The organism is Corynebacterium hylobatis, from assembly GCF_003955685.1.
GTDB lineage: Bacteria > Actinomycetota > Actinomycetes > Mycobacteriales > Mycobacteriaceae > Corynebacterium > Corynebacterium hylobatis.
Genome location: NZ_RXHJ01000007.1, coordinates 1 through 18,948 on the forward strand (window position 1 = coordinate 1; position 18,948 = coordinate 18,948).

At 69.4% G+C, this 18,948-nt stretch carries 19 protein-coding genes; 17 read left to right on the forward strand and 2 right to left on the reverse strand.

Going from position 1 to position 18,948, the window contains the following annotated elements; all coding sequences use genetic code 11:
• Window positions 1-139: 139 nt before the first annotated feature.
• The 11 genes from EAH68_RS06900 to xerD all read left to right on the forward strand — a co-directional run bounded on the left by EAH68_RS06900 (window position 140) and on the right by xerD (window position 11,246).
• A complete protein-coding gene (locus tag EAH68_RS06900) occupies window positions 140-1,075 on the forward strand; it encodes a tetratricopeptide repeat protein (RefSeq protein WP_439647614.1) in 936 nt (311 codons plus the stop codon).
• A gap of 30 nt (window positions 1,076-1,105) precedes the next feature.
• Window positions 1,106-2,089, forward strand: coding sequence for an HAD-IIA family hydrolase (locus tag EAH68_RS06905; protein WP_126120602.1), 984 nt, complete (start codon window positions 1,106-1,108; stop codon window positions 2,087-2,089).
• Window positions 2,086-2,217: a hypothetical protein gene (locus EAH68_RS15065; protein WP_277600460.1), complete on the forward strand. Its 132-nt coding sequence runs from the start codon at window positions 2,086-2,088 to the stop codon at window positions 2,215-2,217. The genes EAH68_RS06905 and EAH68_RS15065 overlap by 4 nt, the downstream gene beginning before the upstream one ends.
• A 13-nt stretch (window positions 2,218-2,230) precedes the next feature.
• Window positions 2,231-3,055: a TlyA family RNA methyltransferase gene (locus EAH68_RS06910; RefSeq protein WP_126120603.1), complete on the forward strand. Its 825-nt coding sequence runs from the start codon at window positions 2,231-2,233 to the stop codon at window positions 3,053-3,055.
• 23 nt (window positions 3,056-3,078) lie between these two features.
• Complete coding sequence (locus EAH68_RS06915; RefSeq protein ID WP_439647619.1) at window positions 3,079-4,005, forward strand: NAD kinase; 927 nt, start codon at window positions 3,079-3,081, stop codon at window positions 4,003-4,005.
• A 47-nt stretch (window positions 4,006-4,052) separates the two neighbouring features.
• On the forward strand, window positions 4,053-5,780 hold the full coding sequence (gene recN, locus EAH68_RS06920; protein WP_126120604.1) for a DNA repair protein RecN: 1,728 nt from the start codon (window positions 4,053-4,055) through the stop codon (window positions 5,778-5,780).
• Between the two features lie 42 nt (window positions 5,781-5,822).
• On the forward strand, window positions 5,823-7,016 hold the full coding sequence (steA, locus tag EAH68_RS06925) for a putative cytokinetic ring protein SteA (protein ID WP_126120774.1): 1,194 nt from the start codon (window positions 5,823-5,825) through the stop codon (window positions 7,014-7,016).
• An 18-nt stretch (window positions 7,017-7,034) separates the two neighbouring features.
• A complete protein-coding gene (locus tag EAH68_RS06930; protein WP_126120605.1) occupies window positions 7,035-7,973 on the forward strand; it encodes a copper transporter in 939 nt (312 codons plus the stop codon).
• Window positions 7,974-8,056: 83 nt separating this feature from the next.
• Window positions 8,057-9,676: a CTP synthase gene (gene pyrG, locus EAH68_RS06935; protein WP_126120606.1), complete on the forward strand. Its 1,620-nt coding sequence runs from the start codon at window positions 8,057-8,059 to the stop codon at window positions 9,674-9,676.
• Between the two features lie 5 nt (window positions 9,677-9,681).
• Window positions 9,682-10,344, forward strand: coding sequence for an NUDIX domain-containing protein (locus EAH68_RS06940; RefSeq protein ID WP_126120607.1), 663 nt, complete (start codon window positions 9,682-9,684; stop codon window positions 10,342-10,344).
• Window positions 10,344-11,246: a site-specific tyrosine recombinase XerD gene (gene xerD / locus EAH68_RS06945; RefSeq protein ID WP_126120608.1), complete on the forward strand. Its 903-nt coding sequence runs from the start codon at window positions 10,344-10,346 to the stop codon at window positions 11,244-11,246. Before EAH68_RS06940 ends, xerD begins: the two co-directional genes overlap by 1 nt.
• Here xerD and EAH68_RS06950 read toward each other — a convergent pair.
• Entirely contained in the window at window positions 11,194-12,714 is a 1,521-nt protein-coding gene (locus EAH68_RS06950) for an ATP-binding cassette domain-containing protein (protein WP_126120609.1), read from the reverse strand. The two genes, xerD and EAH68_RS06950, sit on opposite strands and share 53 nt — an antisense overlap.
• Window positions 12,715-12,936: 222 nt before the next feature.
• On the opposite strand from EAH68_RS06950, the gene EAH68_RS14720 reads away from it, so the two are divergent.
• The 4 genes from EAH68_RS14720 to bioD all read left to right on the forward strand — a co-directional run bounded on the left by EAH68_RS14720 (window position 12,937) and on the right by bioD (window position 16,594).
• Window positions 12,937-13,836, forward strand: a complete 900-nt coding sequence (locus EAH68_RS14720; protein ID WP_164546425.1) for a hypothetical protein — start codon at window positions 12,937-12,939, stop codon at window positions 13,834-13,836.
• 153 nt (window positions 13,837-13,989) lie between these two features.
• Window positions 13,990-14,871, forward strand: a complete 882-nt coding sequence (locus EAH68_RS06960) for a ParA family protein (protein ID WP_439647615.1) — start codon at window positions 13,990-13,992, stop codon at window positions 14,869-14,871.
• Window positions 14,868-15,680 carry a segregation and condensation protein A gene (locus EAH68_RS06965; protein WP_126120611.1) on the forward strand — a complete coding sequence of 271 codons (813 nt, stop codon included), beginning with the start codon at window positions 14,868-14,870 and terminating at the stop codon, window positions 15,678-15,680. Before EAH68_RS06960 ends, EAH68_RS06965 begins: the two co-directional genes overlap by 4 nt.
• A 227-nt stretch (window positions 15,681-15,907) precedes the next feature.
• Window positions 15,908-16,594, forward strand: a complete 687-nt coding sequence (bioD, locus tag EAH68_RS06970; RefSeq protein WP_126120612.1) for a dethiobiotin synthase — start codon at window positions 15,908-15,910, stop codon at window positions 16,592-16,594.
• A 7-nt stretch (window positions 16,595-16,601) separates the two neighbouring features.
• Here bioD and EAH68_RS06975 read toward each other — a convergent pair whose 3' ends face one another.
• Window positions 16,602-17,165, reverse strand: a complete 564-nt coding sequence (locus tag EAH68_RS06975; protein WP_126120613.1) for a GNAT family N-acetyltransferase — start codon at window positions 17,163-17,165, stop codon at window positions 16,602-16,604.
• Window positions 17,166-17,389: 224 nt separating this feature from the next.
• Here EAH68_RS06975 and scpB point away from each other — a divergent pair, with 224 nt between their 5' ends.
• Complete coding sequence (scpB, locus tag EAH68_RS06980; protein WP_126120614.1) at window positions 17,390-17,944, forward strand: SMC-Scp complex subunit ScpB; 555 nt, start codon at window positions 17,390-17,392, stop codon at window positions 17,942-17,944.
• Window positions 17,945-18,007: 63 nt separating this feature from the next.
• On the forward strand, window positions 18,008-18,946 hold the full coding sequence (locus EAH68_RS06985; RefSeq protein WP_126120615.1) for a pseudouridine synthase: 939 nt from the start codon (window positions 18,008-18,010) through the stop codon (window positions 18,944-18,946).
• Window positions 18,947-18,948: the final 2 nt, after the last annotated feature.

Genomic DNA, 18,948 nt, shown 5'->3' on the forward strand with positions numbered 1-18,948 from the left:
GCACTCGGGAGGGTGTGGGAGAGTAGGTTGCCGCCGACGCTAAAATTTAACAGAGGAATGAAAGGCGCGGCCTGTCGAGTTGAGAGTCTTCTCCTCGACAGGCCGCGCTTTTCGCGTATCTGCCGTCAATGCAGAGAATATGGGAGAAAATAGTCACATGTCCGATCGCCCGTACCGTGACCGTCAGAATGATTCCCGCGGAGGCCGCCCGCAGCGCCCCGGTGGCTCCGGCCGTCGTGATGAGCGCGGTGACTACCGCGACCGTCGTGAAGATCGTGGCGACCGGGACAACCGGGACCGTCGCCCGGGTGGGGAGCGTCGTCACGCACAGCGGGCCGGTTCGGACCGCCCCCAGCAGGTGCGCTCGGGACCGCAGCGTTCCGGTTTCCGTGAGGAGCGCCTGAACAAGCGGCTGACGGAGCCGGATCTGCCGGACGACATCGAGATCACCGACCTGGATCCGATGGTGCTGCAGGACCTGAAGGTCCTGTCCAAGGACAATGCGGATGCCGTCGCCCGCCACATGATCATGGCCGCCACCCTCATGCAGGATGACCCGAAGCTGGCCCTGCGCCACGCCCGTGCGGCCAAGGACCGTGCCGGACGCGTGGCCGTCGCCCGTGAGACCAACGGCATTGCCGCCTACCACGCCGGCGAGTGGAAGGAAGCCCTCTCCGAACTGCGTGCGGCCCGCCGTATGTCCGGCGGCCCGGGCCTCATGGCCGTCATGGCCGACTGCGAGCGCGGTCTGGGCCGCCCGGAAAAGGCCGTTGAACTGGGCCGTTCCGAGGAAGCCCGCCTGCTCGACAGGGAAGGTGCCGTGGAGCTCGGCATCGTCATCGCCGGGGCGCGTCTGGACATGAGCCAGCCGGAGGCCGCGGTGGTCACCCTGCAGCGGCTCAACCCGGACCAGAACGCCACGGGCGCGGTCAACGCCCGGTTGTTCTATGCCTACGCGGACGCCCTGGCCGCCGCCGGTCGCACCGCAGAGGCCGTGGAGTGGTTCCAGCATGCGGACAAGATCGACGAAGAGGAGATGCTCGACGCGGCCGATCGCATCGCCGAACTGTCCTGACCCGTCACCGCCTGACTAAGCTGGGAAACCATGAGCCTTCTCGCCACCCACGATGCCCTGTTGCTTGATCTGGACGGAACCGTCTGGGAGGGGGGTCGAGCGATCCCGGGAGCGGTGGAGGCGATCAACGTCTCCCCGGTCCCGGGCATCTACATCACCAATAACGCGATGCGTTCCCCGGCGGATGTCGCGGAGAAACTGCGGGCCATCGGTCTGCAGGCGGCGGAGCAGGACGTGGTGACCTCAGCGCAGGCCGCCATCGACCTGGCCGCCGAGCACCTGTCACCGGGTGACGCGGTCTTCGTCATCGGCACCGGCTCCTTCAGGGAACTGGTCGGCCGGGCCGGCTATGTCGTCGTCGACTCGGCGGAGGACAAGCCCCGGGCGGTGCTGCAGGGCCTGGATCCGGAGGTGACCTGGGCGCAGCTCTCGGAGGCGGCGCTGGCCATCCGGGGCGGGGCACTGTTCTTCGCCTCCAACCTGGACACCACCCTGCCCACGGAGCGGGGCCTGATGGTGGGCAACGGTTCCATGGTCGCAGCACTCGTCTCCGCCACGGGGGTCACCCCGACCTCGGCGGGCAAGCCCCTGCCGGCGATGATGCTCAACGCCGCACGCCGCATGGGCGCGCAGAATCCGCTGGTGGTGGGCGACCGTCTGGACACCGACATCGAGGGTGGCAACGCCGCCGGCATGCCCACCTTCCAGGTGCTCACCGGGGTCTCCGGGCACATCGCCCTGCTGGAGGCGGTCAAGGAGCAGCGCCCCACCTACATCGCGGAATCCCTCAGCGAACTGACTTCCCCGGCAACAGATCTGTGCCCCGGCCCGCAGGGTGGTTTCACCGCCCGGGTCGACGGCAACGACATCCTGCTCGAGCGCGGTACCGCTGATTCCACCTCGATCCAGGCGCTGCGTACGGTACTCCAGGTGGCGTGGGCGTTGCCGAAACCGGCGGATCTGATCCGCCCGATGAGCGATGATGCCTACCGTGCGGTGGCAGACTGGTGGTGAAGCCGGGGGACGTCGAGAAGCAGGTGGCGGAGATCCTCGCGGAGACACCCGCTGACCTGGCTGAGGAGACGGAACAGCTCACCCGGGCGCATGCGGTGCTGCACCGCGCCCTGCAGGATAACGGATAGATAGGGGACAGGCATGGCTGTCGCACGCAGGCGGCTGGACGCCGAACTGGTCCGCCGGAAGATCGCGCGCTCGCGCGAGCAGGCGGTGGAGATGATCAGGGCGGGTCGGGTCCACGTCGGTGGTTTCCAGGCGCTGAAGCCGGCCACCGTCGTCGAGCCCGAGGTGTCCATCCGGGTGGAGGAGGCCGGGGAGGACGACTGGGCGTCGAGAGGCGCCCATAAGCTCCTCGGCGCGCTCGAGGTCTTCGAGCCGCAGGGGCTGAGTGTCGCCAGCCGGAAGGTGCTCGATGCGGGTGCCTCAACGGGTGGTTTCACGGATGTGCTGCTGCGTCGTGACGCCGCCGAGGTTGTCGCCGTCGACGTGGGCTACGGCCAGCTGATCTGGCGGCTGCAGAACGACCCGCGCGTGCGCGTGCTCGACCGCACCAACATCCGGCACCTGACGCCGGAGATGTGCGGCGGGCCCTGCGACATGATGGTCGGCGATCTGTCCTTCATCTCCCTGCGCCTGACCCTGCCGGCGATCGCCGGCGCCCTGAGCGAGGGTGCGGACCTGCTGCCCATGGTCAAGCCCCAGTTCGAGGTGGGCAAGGACCGGCTCGGCTCCGGCGGCGTGGTGCGCAGCCCGCAGCTGCGTGCGGAGGTCACCCGCGAGGTCGCGGAATTCGCCCTCACCCTGGGGCTGAGCTGCCGTGGGGTGGTGGCCTCGCCGCTGCCGGGCCCCAGTGGGAACGTAGAATATTTTCTGTGGCTGATCAAGGACGGTGGCGCATCCGCGCCCACGCCGGAGCAGCTGAACACAATGATTGACCAGGCCGTGCAGGAGGGCCCCCGTTGAGTGAGCACCTGACCGAAGAATCCGTGGCCGCGGAGCAGCGCCACATCCTGCTCGTGCCGCACACCGGCCGCAGCAAGAACATTGACGCGGCGGAGCGTACCGCCGAACTCCTCGATTCGGCGGGCATCACTGTCCGCGTCCTCGTCCACCAGGACGGCCGCCCCCTGGAGGGCAGCCCGGTGCTCTCCCGGCTGTCGCGGGTCACGCACACCGCGGATGCGGCCGAGGGTTGCGAGCTGGTGCTTGTCCTCGGTGGTGACGGCACCTTCCTGCGCGCCGCCGACCTGGCGCATTCCGTTGATGTGCCGGTGCTCGGCATCAACCTCGGGCACGTCGGTTTCCTCGCCGAATGGGAGGTCGAGTCCCTCGATGTGGCCATCCGACGGGTCATCGACCGCAGCTACCGCGTCGAGGACCGCATGACCGTGGATGTCACCGTCCTGGACAATGACCTCGAGGTCATCGGACGTGGCTGGGCGCTCAACGAGGTCAGCGTGGAGAACCTCAACCGCCGCGGCGTGCTCGACGCGATCCTGGAGGTTGACGGTCGGCCGGTGTCATCCTTCGGTTGCGACGGCGTGCTCATCTCCACGCCGACGGGTTCCACGGCCTACGCCTTCTCCGCCGGTGGGCCGGTGCTGTGGCCGGAGCTCGATGCCATCCTGGTGGTGCCGAATAACGCACACGCGCTGTTCACCAAGCCGCTGGTGGTCTCCCCGCATTCCACGGTGGCGGTGGAATCCAACCCGGAGTCCTCGCCGGCGATGGCGGTCATGGACGGTTTCCGTCCGATCCCCATGCCGCCGGGTTCGCGCGTGGAGGTCGTGCGCGGCTCGCGTCCGGTACGGTGGGTGCGTCTGGATGATTCGACCTTCACCGACCGTCTGGTGACGAAGCTGCGGCTGCCGATCTCCGGTTGGCGCGGTCCCCGGACGCAGAAAAATCCCTGAGTCCCCAATACCGGGCGTAGTACACGTGTTCGCGTAGGGTGGGCCGCATGCTTGCTGACATCGCCATCGAGAACCTCGGTGTCATCCCCGCCGCCTCCGCTGAGCTGGCCGCGGGGCTGACGGTGCTCACCGGTGAGACCGGCGCCGGAAAAACCATGGTGGTCACCGGTCTCCGGCTGCTGGCCGGCGGCCGCGCCGACGCCTCGCGGGTGCGCAACGGTGCTGGTCAGGCGGTGGTCGAGGGCCGTTTCCTCACCTCCTCGATGGCTGCGGACGCCGCCGCTCAGGTCGCCGAGCTTGTTGACGCCGCCGGGGGCACCCCCGACGAGAACGGCGAGTTCATTGCCTCCCGCACCGTCAACGCCAACGGCCGTTCCCGCGCGCATCTGGGCGGGCGTTCCGTCCCGGCGGCCACCCTCGCCGAGTTCGCCGCCCCGCTGTTGACCATCCACGGCCAGAACGACCAGCTGCGCCTCCTGGCCCCGGACCAGCAGCTGGCTGCACTCGACCGCTTCGACCCGGCGATCGGCCCACTGCTGGAGAATTACCGGAAGGTGTGGCGGAAGTGGCGCGACCTGGAGAAGGACCTGCGTCAGCGCACCGAGTCCCGCCGGGAACTGGCCCAGGAGATCGACCGGCTCCAGTTCGCCCTCGACGAGATCGATGCCGTCGAGCCGGAGCCGGGGGAGGACGTCGAGCTGCTCACCCGCATCCGTCGTCTCCAGGACGTGGACACCCTCCGGGAGGAGGCCTCGACGGCGCTGGGCTCCATTGACGGGCCGGAGGCTTTCGGCGGCTGGTCCGAGGAGGACCCCGCCTCCACGCTGCTGGGCCGGGCCGAGGCCGCACTCAGCGGCTCCGAGGACACGCAGCTGAAGGAACTGGGGGGCCGGCTCACGGAGATCACCGCCCAGCTCGGCGAGATCGCCGCGGAGCTCGGTGGTTTCCTGGCTGACCTGCCGGCGGATCCCGAGCAGCTGGAGGAGCTCCTCCAGCGCCAGCAGCAGTTGAAGCTGCTCACCCGCAAATACGCCCCCGACATCGACGGCGTACTCACCTGGAGGGACAAGGCGCGCACGAGGCTGGGGAGGATCGACATCTCCTCCGAGGCGCTCGATGAGCTGAAGAAGCAGGTCGCGTCCGCGAAGAAGACGATGACGGCCGCCGCGAAGAAGCTGAGCGTCGCCCGGCAGCAGGCCGCCGGGCACCTCGCCGACCAGGTCACCGCGGAGCTGCAGGGCCTGGCCATGGCCAAGGCCCGCCTCGTCGTGGAGGTCCGCCCCGTGGGGCCGGGCCGCGAGGGTGCAGACGAGGTCGAGCTCATGCTCGCGCCCAACGCCTCGACCCCGGCACGTCCGCTGGCCTCCTCGGCCTCCGGTGGTGAGCTCTCGCGCGTCATGCTCGCGCTCGAGGTGATCCTCTCCGCCGGTACGCAGGGAGCGACGCTGGTATTCGACGAGGTGGACGCCGGTGTCGGTGGGCGTGCGGCCGTGGAGATCGGTCGGCGCCTGGCACGTCTGGCCACCCGCAACCAGGTCATCGTGGTCACCCACCTCCCGCAGGTCGCCGCATACGCCGACACCCACCTGCACGTGGCCAAGGACGTCGGCGATGAGGCCGTGACCTCCGGGGTGCTCACCCTCGACGCGGAACAGCGGGTGGAGGAACTCGCGCGCATGCTCGCGGGCCTGGACGACACCGACACCGGTCGGGCGCACGCCGCCGAGCTGCTGGAACGGGCGGGTGCCGAGCGTGGGGAGTTTCGGCGCGGCTGACACCCGCGCGCCTTCACCATTCCGGTGGCCGTGGCCGCCACAATGGGCGCCATGAGTATGTTCTCCCGCACCGCCGACCTGCCCGGGCTGCAGGGCACCCTGCGCGACTGCACGACCGCGGGCAGGGGTTACTCCCGCCTGCGCGCCGGCGACATCGCCGTCATCAACACGCCGGACATCTCCCGCCAGGATGCGCAGCGCCTCCTCGAATCCAAACCTGCCGCCGTGCTCAACCTCTCGCAGTTCTCCACGGGTGCGGTCCCCAACTTCGGCCCTCATATGCTGCTGGATGCCGGTGTCCTGCTCGTGGAGCGCATCGGCGCGGAGGCGGGCACCGCCCTGAAGAACGGCAAGAAGGCCCGGATCACCGAGGAGGGGGAGGTCCACGTCGGGGAGAAGCTGGTCGGCACCGGCCGGACACTCACCCCGCAGGCTGTGGAGGCCACCTTCACGGATGCCCAGCAGTCGCTGGTCGACCGCATGGAGGCCTTCTTCGGCAACACCATCCAGTTCATCCACTCCGAGGGCCCCCTGCTCATCGATGGCCTGGGTATCCCGGACACCGGCACCGAGATCCGTGACCGGAAGGTGCTCGTGGTCAGCCCGGGTGCGGAGCATCGCAATGAGGTGAAGCTGCTGCGCAACTTCATCCGGGAGTACTCACCCGTTATCGTGGGCGTGGATTCCGCCGCGGACACCCTGCTGGAGCTGGGCTACAAGCCCGACCTGATCGTGGGCAACCCGGCCGGCATCGGCGCGGACACGCTGCGCAGCGGGGCGCGCGTGGTCCTGCCGGCGGATCCGGACGGCCACGCCGCCGGGCTCGAGCGGATCCAGGACCTCGGGGTCGGGGCGATGACCTTCCCGGCCGCCACCGATTCCGCCACGGACCTCGCGCTCCTGCTCGCCGACTACCATGGTGCGGAGCTGGTCGTGCTGGCCGGCAGCCCCTTCGACCTCAACGACGTCTTCGCCGATGAAGCAGGCGCGACCCCGGCGGCCCTGCTCACCCGTTCCAAGCTCGGACCCCGTCTGGTCGATGCCAATGCAATCGCCGGGCTCTACCACGTCAGCGGCGGCCGGAGCATGGCCTGGCTGTGGGCCCTGCTGGGCGTTCTCGTGGGGCTGGCCGCGATTGTGCTGGTGGTGGGCCTGACCGGCCCGTCCTCCTTCACCGACAACCTCGTCGACACCTGGAACAGCATCGCGCTGACCTTCCAGGGCTGGTTCCGCTGAGAAGGGGGCTTTCAGGACATGGCACGACGTGGACAGGGTAGGACCGGCTGGCTGGTCGGTGGACTTGGTTTCGGGGTGGCGGCGGGTGTGCTGCTGGGCACGCTGGTGATCGCCCCCAACATGCCGGAGGGGTCAAACCCGGGCAGCGGCGCGGCCCAGCAGGAGCTGGCGGCCGCGGAGAGCCGCGCGGACATCGCCGAGGCCCAGGCCGCCTCGGCGGACAGCGTCGTCGGTGAGCTGGCGGGCCCGGCGGTGGCGGGCACGCTCGCGGACCGTCCGGTCCTGCTCATCCGCACCGCGGATGCGCAGGAGGAGGATGTCGCAGGTGTCCGGCTCCTGCTTACCGAGGCCTCCGCCGTCAGCGCCGGCACCATCACCCTGGGTGAGCAGTTCCTCGCTGCGGAGGGTGCGGACCAGCTGAAGTCCATCGTGGCGAACACGCTGCCCGCGGGGGCACAGCTCTCGGAGGGGCGGCTGGACCCGGGGCTGCACGCCGGTGAGGCACTCGGTTCCGCGCTGCTGCTCAACCCGGAGACGGGCGAGGAGCAGGCCACCTCGGAGGAACGCGGTCTGCTGCTGCGTTCCCTGCGGGAGGCCGGCTTCCTCGATTATGAGGACGGCACCATCCTGCCGGCGCAGGTCATCGTGGTGGTCACCGGTGATTCCGCCGGGGACGGTGAGGCAGGTCTGGCGGCCCGGAACCTGGCGGACTTCGTTGCCGCCCTCGACTCACGCGGCAACGGTACCGTCCTGGCGGGACGGATCCACACCGCGGCGGACACCGGTGCCGTGGGTCTGCTGCGGACGAACCCGGACAACGGGGTCTCCACGGTTGATTCCGTCGGCCGTGCGGTCGGCCGGATGGCCACGGTGCTGGCTGTGCGGGAGCAGCTGGCGGGGGAGACCGGCTCCTATGGTTCGGCCGGTTCCGCGGAGGCGGCGAGCCCGGCACCCTGATTCCGGGGGGTTCCTATCTGTCTACCGGCAGGTTATTCTGAGGTTCCGTAGTGCTCCACCACCACGGACCCCGGGAGGCCCGCATGCCCCACACCACCCGCCACATCATCGTCACCGGAGGGGTCGTCTCCTCCCTGGGCAAGGGCCTGACGGCTGCCAGCCTGGGACAACTGCTCAGCGCCCGCGGACTGCGGGTCACCATGCAGAAACTCGACCCCTACCTCAACGTCGACCCCGGCACGATGAACCCCTTCGAACACGGCGAGGTCTTCGTCACCGGGGACGGCGCAGAAACCGACCTCGATCTCGGTCACTACGAGCGGTTCCTCGACCGTGACCTCGACCGCACGGCCAACATCACCATGGGGGCGGTGTATTCGGAGGTCATCGCGAAGGAACGCCGCGGCGACTATCTGGGCCGGACCGTCCAGGTGATCCCGCACGTCACCGACGAGATCCGCGGCCGCCTGCGCGCCCCTGCGGATGTCGACGTCATCATCACCGAGATCGGCGGCACCGTCGGCGACATCGAGTCCCTGCCCTTCCTGGAGGCAGTCCGCCAGCTGCGCCGCACGGTCGGCCGGGAGAACATCGCCTTCATCCACGTCTCCCTGGTGCCCTGGCTGGCCCCCTCCGGGGAGCTGAAGACCAAACCAACCCAGCATTCGGTGGCGCAGCTGCGTTCCCTGGGCATCCAGCCCGACGCCCTGGTCCTGCGCTGCGACCGGGAGGTCCCGGCGAACCTGCGCCGCAAGATCGCGATGATGTGCGATGTCGAGGACGCAGGTGTCATCTCCTGTGAGGATGCCGCCTCCATCTACGACATCCCCGGCATCCTCCACACCCGGGGCCTGGACACCTTCCTGCTCGGGCGTCTGCAGCTGCCCGCCGGGGAACCGGACTGGCGGAGCTGGGATGACCTGCTCGAACGGGTCCATCACCCGCGGGGGAAGGTGACCGTGGGCATCGTGGGCAAATACACCCGGCTGCCCGACGCCTACCTCTCCGTAGTCGAGGCCGTCCGCGCCGCCGGCTACCACCACCGGGTGGAAGTCGAGGTGGTGTGGATCAGTGCCGAGGACTGCGTCCGCCCGGCAGCCGCCGCTGAGACGCTCGCGGAAGTGGACGCCGTGATCATCCCCGGCGGTTTCGGCCCCCGCGGCATCGAGGGCATGATCGGGGCCGTGCGCCACTGCCGGATCAACCGCGTGCCGTTGCTGGGCATCTGCCTGGGCCTGCAGACCGTGGTCATCGAGGCCGCTCGCGCGGCCGGTCTGGCAGGGGCCACCTCCACGGAGGTTGATCCCGAGACCTCCACACCGGTCATCGCCACCATGGCGGAACAACAGGCCGCGGTCGCCGGGGAGGCCGACCTCGGCGGGACGATGCGGCTGGGTACCTGGCCCGCCACCCTCCAGGAGGACTCGCTGGTGGCACAGACCTACGGTGAGCTGTCCGTCAGCGAACGTCACCGCCACCGCTATGAGGTCAACAACGCCTACCGCGAGCAGATCACCGCCGGCTCCGGCCTGCAGTTCTCCGGAACCTCCCCGGACGGCTGCCTGGTCGAGTTCGTCGAATACCCCCGGCAGCAGCACCCCTACCTGGTGGCCACACAGGCCCACCCCGAGTACCGCTCCCGCCCCACGCGGGCACACCCGCTGTTCGTGGGGCTGCTGGCCGCCGCGATGCCGGTAGATTAATCGCTATGACCCCACCCGGCACCCACGATTTCCGTGTCCTGGACACCGAGCTGCTGCTCGAGTCCCCGATCCTCGCCGTGCGCCGCGACACCCTCGCCATGCCCGGCGAAGGCACCGGCCGCCGCGAGATCGTAGAGCATTTCGGGGCGGTCGCCGTCGTCGCGGTCCGCGACGACGAGCAAATCGCCCTGGTCCGCCAGTACCGCCACAGCGTCGGAGCCCGGCTCCGGGAACTGCCCGCCGGGCTTCTCGACGTCGACGGCGAGGACGAAATCACCACCGCCCGGCGCGAGCTCGCCGAAGAGGCCGGCCTGGCCGCTGACCGCTGGGACGTCCTGTGCGACCTGGTGACCTCACCCGGTTTCTGCGACGAGACCGTCCGCGTCTTCCTCGCCCGCGACCTGCGCGACTGCGGGTGCGGCGAGATCGAGCACGAGGAGGCCGACCTGATCCTGGAGTGGACACCCCTGGACACCGCCCGCCAGATGATCATGACCGGGGAGATCATCAACGCCATCGCCATCTCCGGGATCATGACCGCCGCCGAGGTGCTCGCCGGACGCGCCACCCCGCGGCCTGTCGAGGCACCCAACCCGTGGCGGCCCACGGCGCTGCCACGGCGGCGTCGTGAAGCGGGGGTGGGGCCGGACCTGAAGAGGCTGCCCTAGTGGCGGGCACACGTGAGATCGCCGCGACCTGGCTCGACCACCTCGCCGTGGAACGTGGACTGTCCGCGAACACGCTGAGCAACTACCGCCGCGACGTCGACCGCTACCTCGACTGGCTGGAGGCCGCCGGCCGCACCGACCTGGCCGAGGTCGCCACCACCGACGTCGAGGCCTACGTCGCGGACCTGCGCCGCTCCGGACTCGCAGCCAGCTCCGCCGGCCGGGCCCTGGTCGTCGCCCGCGGCCTGCACAAATTCGCCGTGCGCGAAGGAGCCGTCGGCGTCGACGTCGCCGCCGAGGTCTCCCCGCCGGCCACCGGACGCCACCTGCCGGACACCCTCAGCATCGCGGAGGTGGCCACGCTTCTCGACGCCGTCCCCACCGACGACCTCGCCACCCCCGTTGACCTGCGCGACAAGGCGTTGCTGGAACTGCTCTACGGCACCGGGGCCCGTATCTCCGAGGTCACCGGCCTGCTCGTCGATGATGTTGCCGACACCGACGGCATCCTGCGCATCACCGGCAAGGGCGGCAAACAACGCCTCGTCCCCGTCGGCTCCAAGGCACTCGAGGCGGTCGAGGCCTACCTCGTCCGGGCGCGTCCCGCCTTCGCCCGCGGCCGCAGCCACGCCCTGCTGCTCAACACCCGCGGCGGGGCCCTGTCGAGGCAGAGCGCCTGGGCGGCGCTGAAGACGGCGGCCCAGCGCGCCGGGTTGGACAAGGAGATCTCCCCGCACACCCTGCGCCACTCCTATGCCACCCACCTGCTGGAGGGTGGGGCGGATGTCCGCGTCGTCCAGGAGCTGCTCGGTCATTCCTCGGTGACCACCACCCAGATCTACACGCACGTCACCGCAGAGAACCTCCGGCAGGTGTGGCGGGAGGCACATCCGCGGGCGTGAGCTGGAGGCGTGGCCAGTGGGCCGTGTCCGCGAGCAGCCGCCGGTCGTGGGTGACCAGGATGACCGCCGCCTCCGTCTCTTCCAGGGCCCGGGTCAACTGCTCGACGGCGGTGCTGGCCAGGTGGTTGGTGGGTTCGTCCAGCAGCAGGACCGAAGGGGTGGCAGCGAGCAGCCGGGCGATGTCGCGGCGGCGTCGCTGGCCCATCGACAGCGTGTCGGCCTCCTCCCCGGATTCCTGCTGGAGACGACCGATCCGGCCGGGATCCGGCACGGACACGCTGCCCGTGGTGGGGGAGAGCACCCCGGTGAGCACGTCGAGGAGGGTGGATTTTCCGGCGCCGTTGGGGCCGGTGACCACGAGGCGGTCACCGCCGCGGAGCGCCAGGTCGACGGGGCCGGCGAGCCGCCCGGCCACAGAGATCCCCTCCGCTCGCAGGTAGGTGCGGGTGGAACGGGCGGACAGGCGGGGGAAGGTGAAGGCGGGCGGGGGCGGCGGGAGGGTCACCGCCGCCGCCTCCAGGGCCTCCTGCCGGCGTTTCACCGCCTGCACCACCCCCGGGGTGTGTGACTGGCGGGTGTGTTTGCCAGTGCCCTTGGGCGGGCGCCACCCGGTGGACAGCCGGGCCTGTGCCTGCTGCAGATCGGCGCGCAGCTGCGCCTGACGGGTGGTCTGGGCGGCGTAGTCATCGGCCCAGGCCTGTTCCAGGGCGGTGCGCCCGGCGCGGTAGCCCTCATAATCGCCACCCCAGGTCCGGGGCAGTCCGTCCGGGGTGGGGTCGAGGTCGAGCACGGTGGTGGCCAGATCAGCCAGCAGTGCCCGGTCGTGCGAGACGATGAGCACCGAACCGCGCCGCTGGCGTAGCTGGGCGGTGAGGTAGGTCAGGCCCGCGTGGTCGAGGTGGTTGGTGGGTTCGTCGAGGAGCAGGTGGTCGTGGTGGGTGCCCAGCAGGCAGGCCAGCCGCACCCGGTAGCGCTGGCCGACGGACAGCTCGGCGAGGGGGACGTCGTCGCCGAAGTCGGCGGCCAGGGCCGCCAGTGCCGCAGTGACGCGGCGGCGGGCGTCCCACGCGTCGAGGAGTTCGGCGGTGGCCAGCGCCGCCTCGTACTCCTCCGGGTCGGATTCGATGGTGGCCAGGGCGGCCTCGAGGCGCTGGAGAGCCTGCTCGGCCGGACGGATGGTCTCTCGAACGGCATCGCCGACGGTGCGGCCGTCACCGGCCGGCATCTGCTGTTCGGCGAGTGCGATGGTGCCGTGCCGGGTGATCCGGCCGGAATCCGGGAGGAGGTGGCCGGTGAGGGTGTGGAGCAGGGTGGTCTTGCCGCGGCCGTTCTCACCGACGACGAAGAGCCGGTCGCCGGGGGCGAGCGCGAGCGAGAGACGGGTGAAGATGGGGCGGGTGCCGAGGGCCACGGAGATGTTCTCGGCGACGAGCTGGGCACGCCGGCGTGCCGGAAGAGGGGAATTCATGGGGGTGCTTTCTGTACCGGAGGGTCTGCGGGAACACGAAAGCGCGCCGACGGCACGGCAACCGCCTCAGGGAGACGGGGCCGGCGGGCGCGCGGGGTGGTTCCTACAGGAAGTACAGATGCATGAAAATGAGTGTATCGCTTCCGGGCAGGCGGGTAAATACCCGGCCGGGGGCGTAAGGTGAGCGGTCGATTCCTTGGACCGCCGCCGAAAGGACACCCTGTGCGCCGCGCCATCGCCCTTGCTGCACTGACCGCCATGCTGGGTCTGGCACCCGCCACCGCCCAGCCGGCGCTCCCGCCGGGGGTGAGCGTCCAGGACCTCATCAGCGGGCCGATCGCGGTACCGGCCGGGCAGACCACCACGGTGGACCTCGGTGTCCCCGTGAGCGTCAGCCACCACGCCGGCGGCTGGTCGGTGGTCTCCTCCGGTACGAGCGTCTCGGTGACCGCCCCCGCCGAGGGTGGGGCCAGCACCGTCGTGCCCGTCTCCGCTGCCGGCTACAGCGCCAGCCTCACCCTCGTGGCGGAGGGCGCACCTGCCCCTGCGCCGGCAGTGGCAGTTGATCCGGCACCGGCCGCGGAACCAACGGCCGATCCCACGGAGCCTGCTGCCGGAACTGATGGAGCGGCTTCCCCCGTGGCCTCCGTGGACCGGGGGACGGCGGAGCACATCCGGCTCGAATCCACCGTCAAGGGCAACCGCATCACCGCCACCCTCGGGATGGTCCAGGCGCTGAAACTGTTCAACCAGTTCAAGGACGTCTCCCGGGAGGGCCTGGGTCTGCGTTACCTCGACGCCGCGGGACGCCCCATCGAGGGTGTCACCCGCGAGATCGACGAGGTCTCCCGGACCCTCACCCTGACCTATCCGGAGGGGCAGACCCCGGACAACCCCTTCATCATGGAGGTCGCCCGCGAGGACACAGCCGTGGCCGTGGTCACTCTCACCGACCCCGCGGCGCCGGTGGCACCGGGCGCGGAAGCCGTCGATATGACGGCGATGACGACCACAGATGACGGTGCACGCACCGGCACGATCGTCGTGGCCGGGGTGGTCGGTCTTGTCCTGCTGGTGGGCGGCGGGCTGCTGCTGGGTCGACGCCGACGGGCCCGTTCCTGAGGTTCTTCAACCCGGAAACCATCCCTGAATCAAGCTTTTAGTCTTGACTTAAATCAGTTCCGCCGTGTCACCCAGGCGAGGCGGGAACACAAGGTACCCTGTGGAAAGGCAAGGGCGCACGGCGCCACAGTTGATTCAGTCAAGGAAGAGGGTATGACTGTGAGCCGAGAGGGGATGTACGAGGACCCCGCTGGCGAGCTCGGTCTGACCGGCCGGCCGCTGCGGGCACTCCCGCAGCCCGGGTCGTTGGACGAACACGGGCCCGCGACGATCATCGCCATGTGCAACCAGAAGGGCGGGGTGGGCAAGACCACGTCCACCATCAACCTGGGGGCCTGTCTCGCAGAACTCGGCCGCAAGGTCCTGCTCGTCGACCTCGACCCCCAGGGCGCGCTGTCCGCCGGACTGGGCATGCGCCACGATGAGCTCGACGTCACCGTCTATGATCTCCTCCTGGACAACCACACCTCCATCCACTCGGCCGTCCACCACACGGACCTGCCGAACCTGGACCTGGTGCCCGCCAACATCGACCTCTCGGCCGCCGAGATTCAGCTGGTCAACGAGGTCGGCCGTGAGCAGACGCTGGCGCGTGCACTGCGCCCGGTGCTCAAGGACTACGACTTCATCATCCTCGACTGCCAGCCCTCCCTCGGCCTGCTCACGGTCAACGCCCTGGCGTGTGCCCACGGCGTGATCATCCCCATGGAATGCGAGTACTTCTCCCTCCGCGGGCTGGCGCTGCTCACTGACACCGTGGAGAAGGTCGCCGACCGGCTCAACTTCGACCTGGAGATCATGGGCATCCTGGTCACCATGTTCGACCGGCGCACCGGCCACGCCCGTGAGGTGATGTCCCGGGTGGTCGAGGTCTTCGGGGACCGGGTCTTCGACTCGGTGATCACCCGGACCGTCCGCTTCCCGGAGACCTCCGTCGCCGGCGAGCCGATCATCACCTGGGCGCCCAACTCCCAGGGCGCGGAGCAGTACCGCCACCTGGCCCTCGAGGTACTGGAACGGACCGCACGCCGGTGACGGCCAGCCCGGCTGCGGAGGACAGGCAACCGGGTTTCCGCGTCGCCCTGGACAACTTCGAGGGCCCCTTCGACCTGCTGCTCCAACTGATCGGCTCCCGTAAACTCGACGTCACTGAGGTGGCCCTGGCCGAGGTCACCGATGACTTCATCGCCCACACCCGGACGCTGGGGGCGACCTCCGACCTGGATGAGACCACCGAATTCCTCGTGGTGGCCGCCACCCTGCTCGACCTCAAGGCAGCCCGCCTCCTGCCCCGCGGCGATGTCGACGATGTCGAGGACCTCGCCCTGCTGGAGACCCGCGACCTGCTTTTCGCCCGCCTGCTGCAGTACCGCGCCTACAAGAAGGTCGCGGACATGTTCGCGCGTTGGCAGCGAAGCGCCCGCCGCCGCTACCCCCGCACGGTGGGACCGGAGAAGCGGTTCGCCGATCTGCTCCCACCTGTCGATCTCGGGCACACACCCGCCAGCTTCGCGGAACTGGCGGCCGGAGTTTTCCGGCCCCGGCCCCCGGAGTCGGTCGGCATCTCCCACCTGCACCAGGTCGCCGTCTCGGTACCGGAACAGGCTGGGCGGATCCTGGACACCCTCCGGCTCATCGGCGCAGGTCAGTGGCTGACCTTCCGGGCCCTCACCCGTGACTGCACCGCCTCCATGGAGGTGGTGGGCCGCTTCCTCGCGCTGCTCGAACTCTACAAGGCGCAGGCCGTGGACACCCTGCAGGAGGAGGCCCTGGGGGAGCTGTCAGTGGCCTGGACCGGCCTGGAGGTGGACCCGGCGGTTGTGGCTGCCGTGAACTGGGACTAGGAGACCCCGGCCACACCCCCCTGAATGTTGTTCAGCGCCAGATGCTGCGTGCATCAACCGATCGTGCTTGAATAACGTTCAGCTAATATAGTCCCCACGTCAAGGAGCTCCGTGTCACTGGTCACCAACACCCGCACCGCGCATGCCGGCATCAGGTCTGCGCGGGGGGCGGCACAGGTTCCGCCTTCTTCCTGTACTTCTGCCCTGGCAGCGGTGGAGGTGGCGGCATGAGCATCATCGTCGTGACCGGTACGGGTCCGGGCGTGGGCAAGACGGTCGCCACTGCAGCGATCGTCTCGGTCCTCAGCGAGCGGGGCCGGAAGGTCATCCCGGTCAAGCCGGTCCAGACCGGGGTGTCGGCACATGGTGTCGGGGATGCGGCGAGCATCCGGCAGCTCACCGGCATCGGTGCCCTGGAGTTCGTCCGTTATCCCGAGCCCCTGGTACCTGCCCTGGCGGCCCGGCGTGCCGGGCTGCCCCCGGTGGACCGGGCGAAGATGGTCTCCCGCATCCGGGCGCTCGACGGTCCGGACCGGGTCGTGGTCGTCGAGGGATCAGGTGGCCTCCTGGTCCGACTGGCCGGCAGTCTCACCATCGCGGACCTCGCCTCCGATCTCGGGGCGCCGCTGATCGTGGTCACCCCGCTGGGGGCGGGGAGTCTCAACGCAGCTGAGCTGACGGTGACGGCTGCCCACGCCCGCGGCCTGCACGTCCGGGGGCTGGTCGGCGGCAGCCTGCCGGCAGACCCTGACGTGGCGACCATGGAGAACCTGGATGAACTTCCCTGGGTGACCGGAGTGCCGATGCTGGGCTGCCTGCCCGCGGGGGCCGGCAACCTGAATCCCGAGGAGTTTCGGGACATGGCCAGGCAGTCCCTTGACCTGGATCTGGGCGAAGCGCTCCAGTTGGTCTAGCCGCTGCTCAGGGACGGGCCTTGAGGAACTCGAGGAGTTCCGGGGAGAGTTCCCGGTCCGCGTAGATGCGCACGTCCGGCTCCTCCGGGAGATCGGCGGTGCCCGCCCTGCGGCCCTCCCAGACGGAATGGAGGCCGAGCTTCTCCAGGATGCGTGCCGAGGCCGGGTGGTTGGTGGTCACGCGGGCGGTGACGGGGGTGTCCGGGTCCATCCGCCGCACGGCTTTGAGGGCGGCCTCGGAGACCTCGGTGGCGTAACCGTTACCCCACTTGTCTGGGCGGAACCGGTACTTGAGGTCCCAGACGCGGCCGTCGACCAGTTCGAGACCGCCCACGCCGATGAATTCGGAGGGCTGATCGCGCAGGTAGACGCCCCAGGGGCCGAGGTCCTTCGCGGCCCAGGAGGCCTGTGTGCGGCCGATGAGCTGGTGGGTTTCCCGGACATCCTCGTGACGGGCGTGCGGGCGGTGGGTCCAGATGCGCTTGTCGCTGTAGACCTTGTAGGCCTCCTCGTCATGCTTGGCGCTGAGCGGCATGAGGATGAGGCGATCGGTGCGTGTGATGGTAGCCATACGGGAATGTTACACACATCACACCTGTGCGCAATGGGAGTTGGCAGGAAAATCTTTGCGGGGGCACACACGGCCTAGACTGGTGGGCATGAATCCGCTGTTCCCCACTGCCGCCAAGGCAGGACTTTCCGTGCCCGCAATGGTTGGCAGGCTCCCTTTTAACAAGAAAGACAAGGGCGTGAACTTGACGTCATCCTGTTTTCCTGGTGTGAGGGACATGAGTTGTGACTGAGCTGCCCCTGATCGGCCAGCTGCGCTCCCGCCTGGAATCAGTGCTGCTGGTCATCGACACCCCGGTCACCGCGACAACCCTGGCCCGGGTCCTTGAGGTGGAGGAGGACACAGTCATCAGCCTGCTGCGGGCCACGGCGACCGAATTCAACGACCGGGGCTCCGGCTTCGACCTGCGGGAGACAGGGGAGGGGTGGCGGCTGTACACCCGGCCCGCCAACGCGGCGGTGGTGGAGCAGTTCCTGCTGGACGGCTCCCAGACCAGGCTCTCCCGCGCAGCCCTGGAGACCCTGGCCGTGGTGGCCTACCGCCAGCCGGCCACCCGCTCCCAGGTCGCCGCGGTCCGCGGCGTCAACGTTGACGGCGTCATGCGCACCCTGCAGCTGCGCGGGCTGATCCGCGAGGTTGGCACCGAGGAATTCTCCGGGGCCCGCCGCTACGCCACCACGGAGCTGTTCCTGGAGCTGCTGGGCATCGATTCGCTCGACCGGCTGCCCGATCTGGCACCGCTGCTGCCCGAGGTCGATTCCATCGACGAGGAGTTTTGAGGGTCCATCCGGTAGGGTTGGGCGGAAGTAAATCCATAACCGAATGAGAAGGACACGATCTCCGTGACTCCACCCGCTCGCCGTGACGGCACACCGGAAAACCAGGGCAGAAAGCCCCGTGCATCCGAGATTCCGCTGTCCCAGGCCCGCCCCGCCCGCCGCCAGAACGTCTCCTCCGAGGAGCGCCGCAAGAAGGCCGCCTCCGCCCGCTCCGTCGCCGAGAGCCTGGGCGCCGACTGGCTCTACGAGGGCGAGACCGCCCCCGCCGCCGAGGGCATCCGCCTGCAGAAGGTGCTCGCCCAGGCCGGCGTCGCCTCCCGCCGCCATGCCGAGGTCCTCATCGACAAGGGCCGTGTCGAGGTCAACGGCAAGGTCGTCAAGGTCCAGGGCACGCGCGTCGATCCGAACGTGGATGTCATCCGCGTCGACGGGGTGCGCATCAACGTCAACGAGGAACACCAGTACTTCCTCCTCAACAAGCCCCGCGGCGTGCTGTCGACCATGTCGGACGACGAGGGCCGTCCCTGCGTCGGTGACTACGTCGCCGAGAAGCTCGCCTCCGGGCAGCGCCTGTTCCATGTCGGACGTCTCGACGCCGACACCGAGGGCCTGCTGCTGCTGACCAACGACGGTGAGCTGGCCAACCGCCTCATGCACCCGAAGTACGAGGTGTCCAAGACCTACCTGGCCACCGTGCTGGGCGAGGCTGACCGCAAGCTCATCCGCACCCTGAAGAACGGCATCGAACTCGACGACGGCCCCGCCAGGGTCGACTACGTCCAGATCGTGGACACCCACGAGGGCCAGTCTCTGCTGCGCGTGGAGCTGCACGAGGGCCGCAAGCACATCGTCCGCCGCATGCTCAAGGCTGCCGGCTACCCGGTCCAGCGCCTCGTGCGCACCAAACTCCACACGGTACAGCTCGGCGAGCAGAAGCCGGGCCACCTGCGTGCCCTCAACCAGTCTGAGCTGACCTCGCTGTACAAGGCGGTGGGAATGTGAGC

Bases quoted from the DNA above. Each gene is read 5' to 3' on its own strand.
- EAH68_RS06950 (WP_126120609.1), bottom strand. From the start codon at position 12,714: ATGAATTCCCCTCTTCCGGCACGCCGGCGTGCCCAGCTCGTCGCCGAG.
- pyrG (WP_126120606.1), top strand. From the start codon at position 8,057: ATGCCCCACACCACCCGCCACATCATCGTCACCGGAGGGGTCGTCTCC.
- EAH68_RS06905 (WP_126120602.1), top strand. From the start codon at position 1,106: ATGAGCCTTCTCGCCACCCACGATGCCCTGTTGCTTGATCTGGACGGA.
- EAH68_RS06900 (WP_439647614.1), top strand. From the start codon at position 140: ATGGGAGAAAATAGTCACATGTCCGATCGCCCGTACCGTGACCGTCAG.
- EAH68_RS06975 (WP_126120613.1), bottom strand. From the start codon at position 17,165: ATGGCTACCATCACACGCACCGATCGCCTCATCCTCATGCCGCTCAGC.
- EAH68_RS06930 (WP_126120605.1), top strand. From the start codon at position 7,035: ATGGCACGACGTGGACAGGGTAGGACCGGCTGGCTGGTCGGTGGACTT.
- bioD (WP_126120612.1), top strand. From the start codon at position 15,908: ATGAGCATCATCGTCGTGACCGGTACGGGTCCGGGCGTGGGCAAGACG.
- EAH68_RS06960 (WP_439647615.1), top strand. From the start codon at position 13,990: ATGACTGTGAGCCGAGAGGGGATGTACGAGGACCCCGCTGGCGAGCTC.
- recN (WP_126120604.1), top strand. From the start codon at position 4,053: ATGCTTGCTGACATCGCCATCGAGAACCTCGGTGTCATCCCCGCCGCC.
- EAH68_RS06910 (WP_126120603.1), top strand. From the start codon at position 2,231: ATGGCTGTCGCACGCAGGCGGCTGGACGCCGAACTGGTCCGCCGGAAG.
- steA (WP_126120774.1), top strand. From the start codon at position 5,823: ATGGGCGCCATGAGTATGTTCTCCCGCACCGCCGACCTGCCCGGGCTG.
- EAH68_RS06940 (WP_126120607.1), top strand. From the start codon at position 9,682: ATGACCCCACCCGGCACCCACGATTTCCGTGTCCTGGACACCGAGCTG.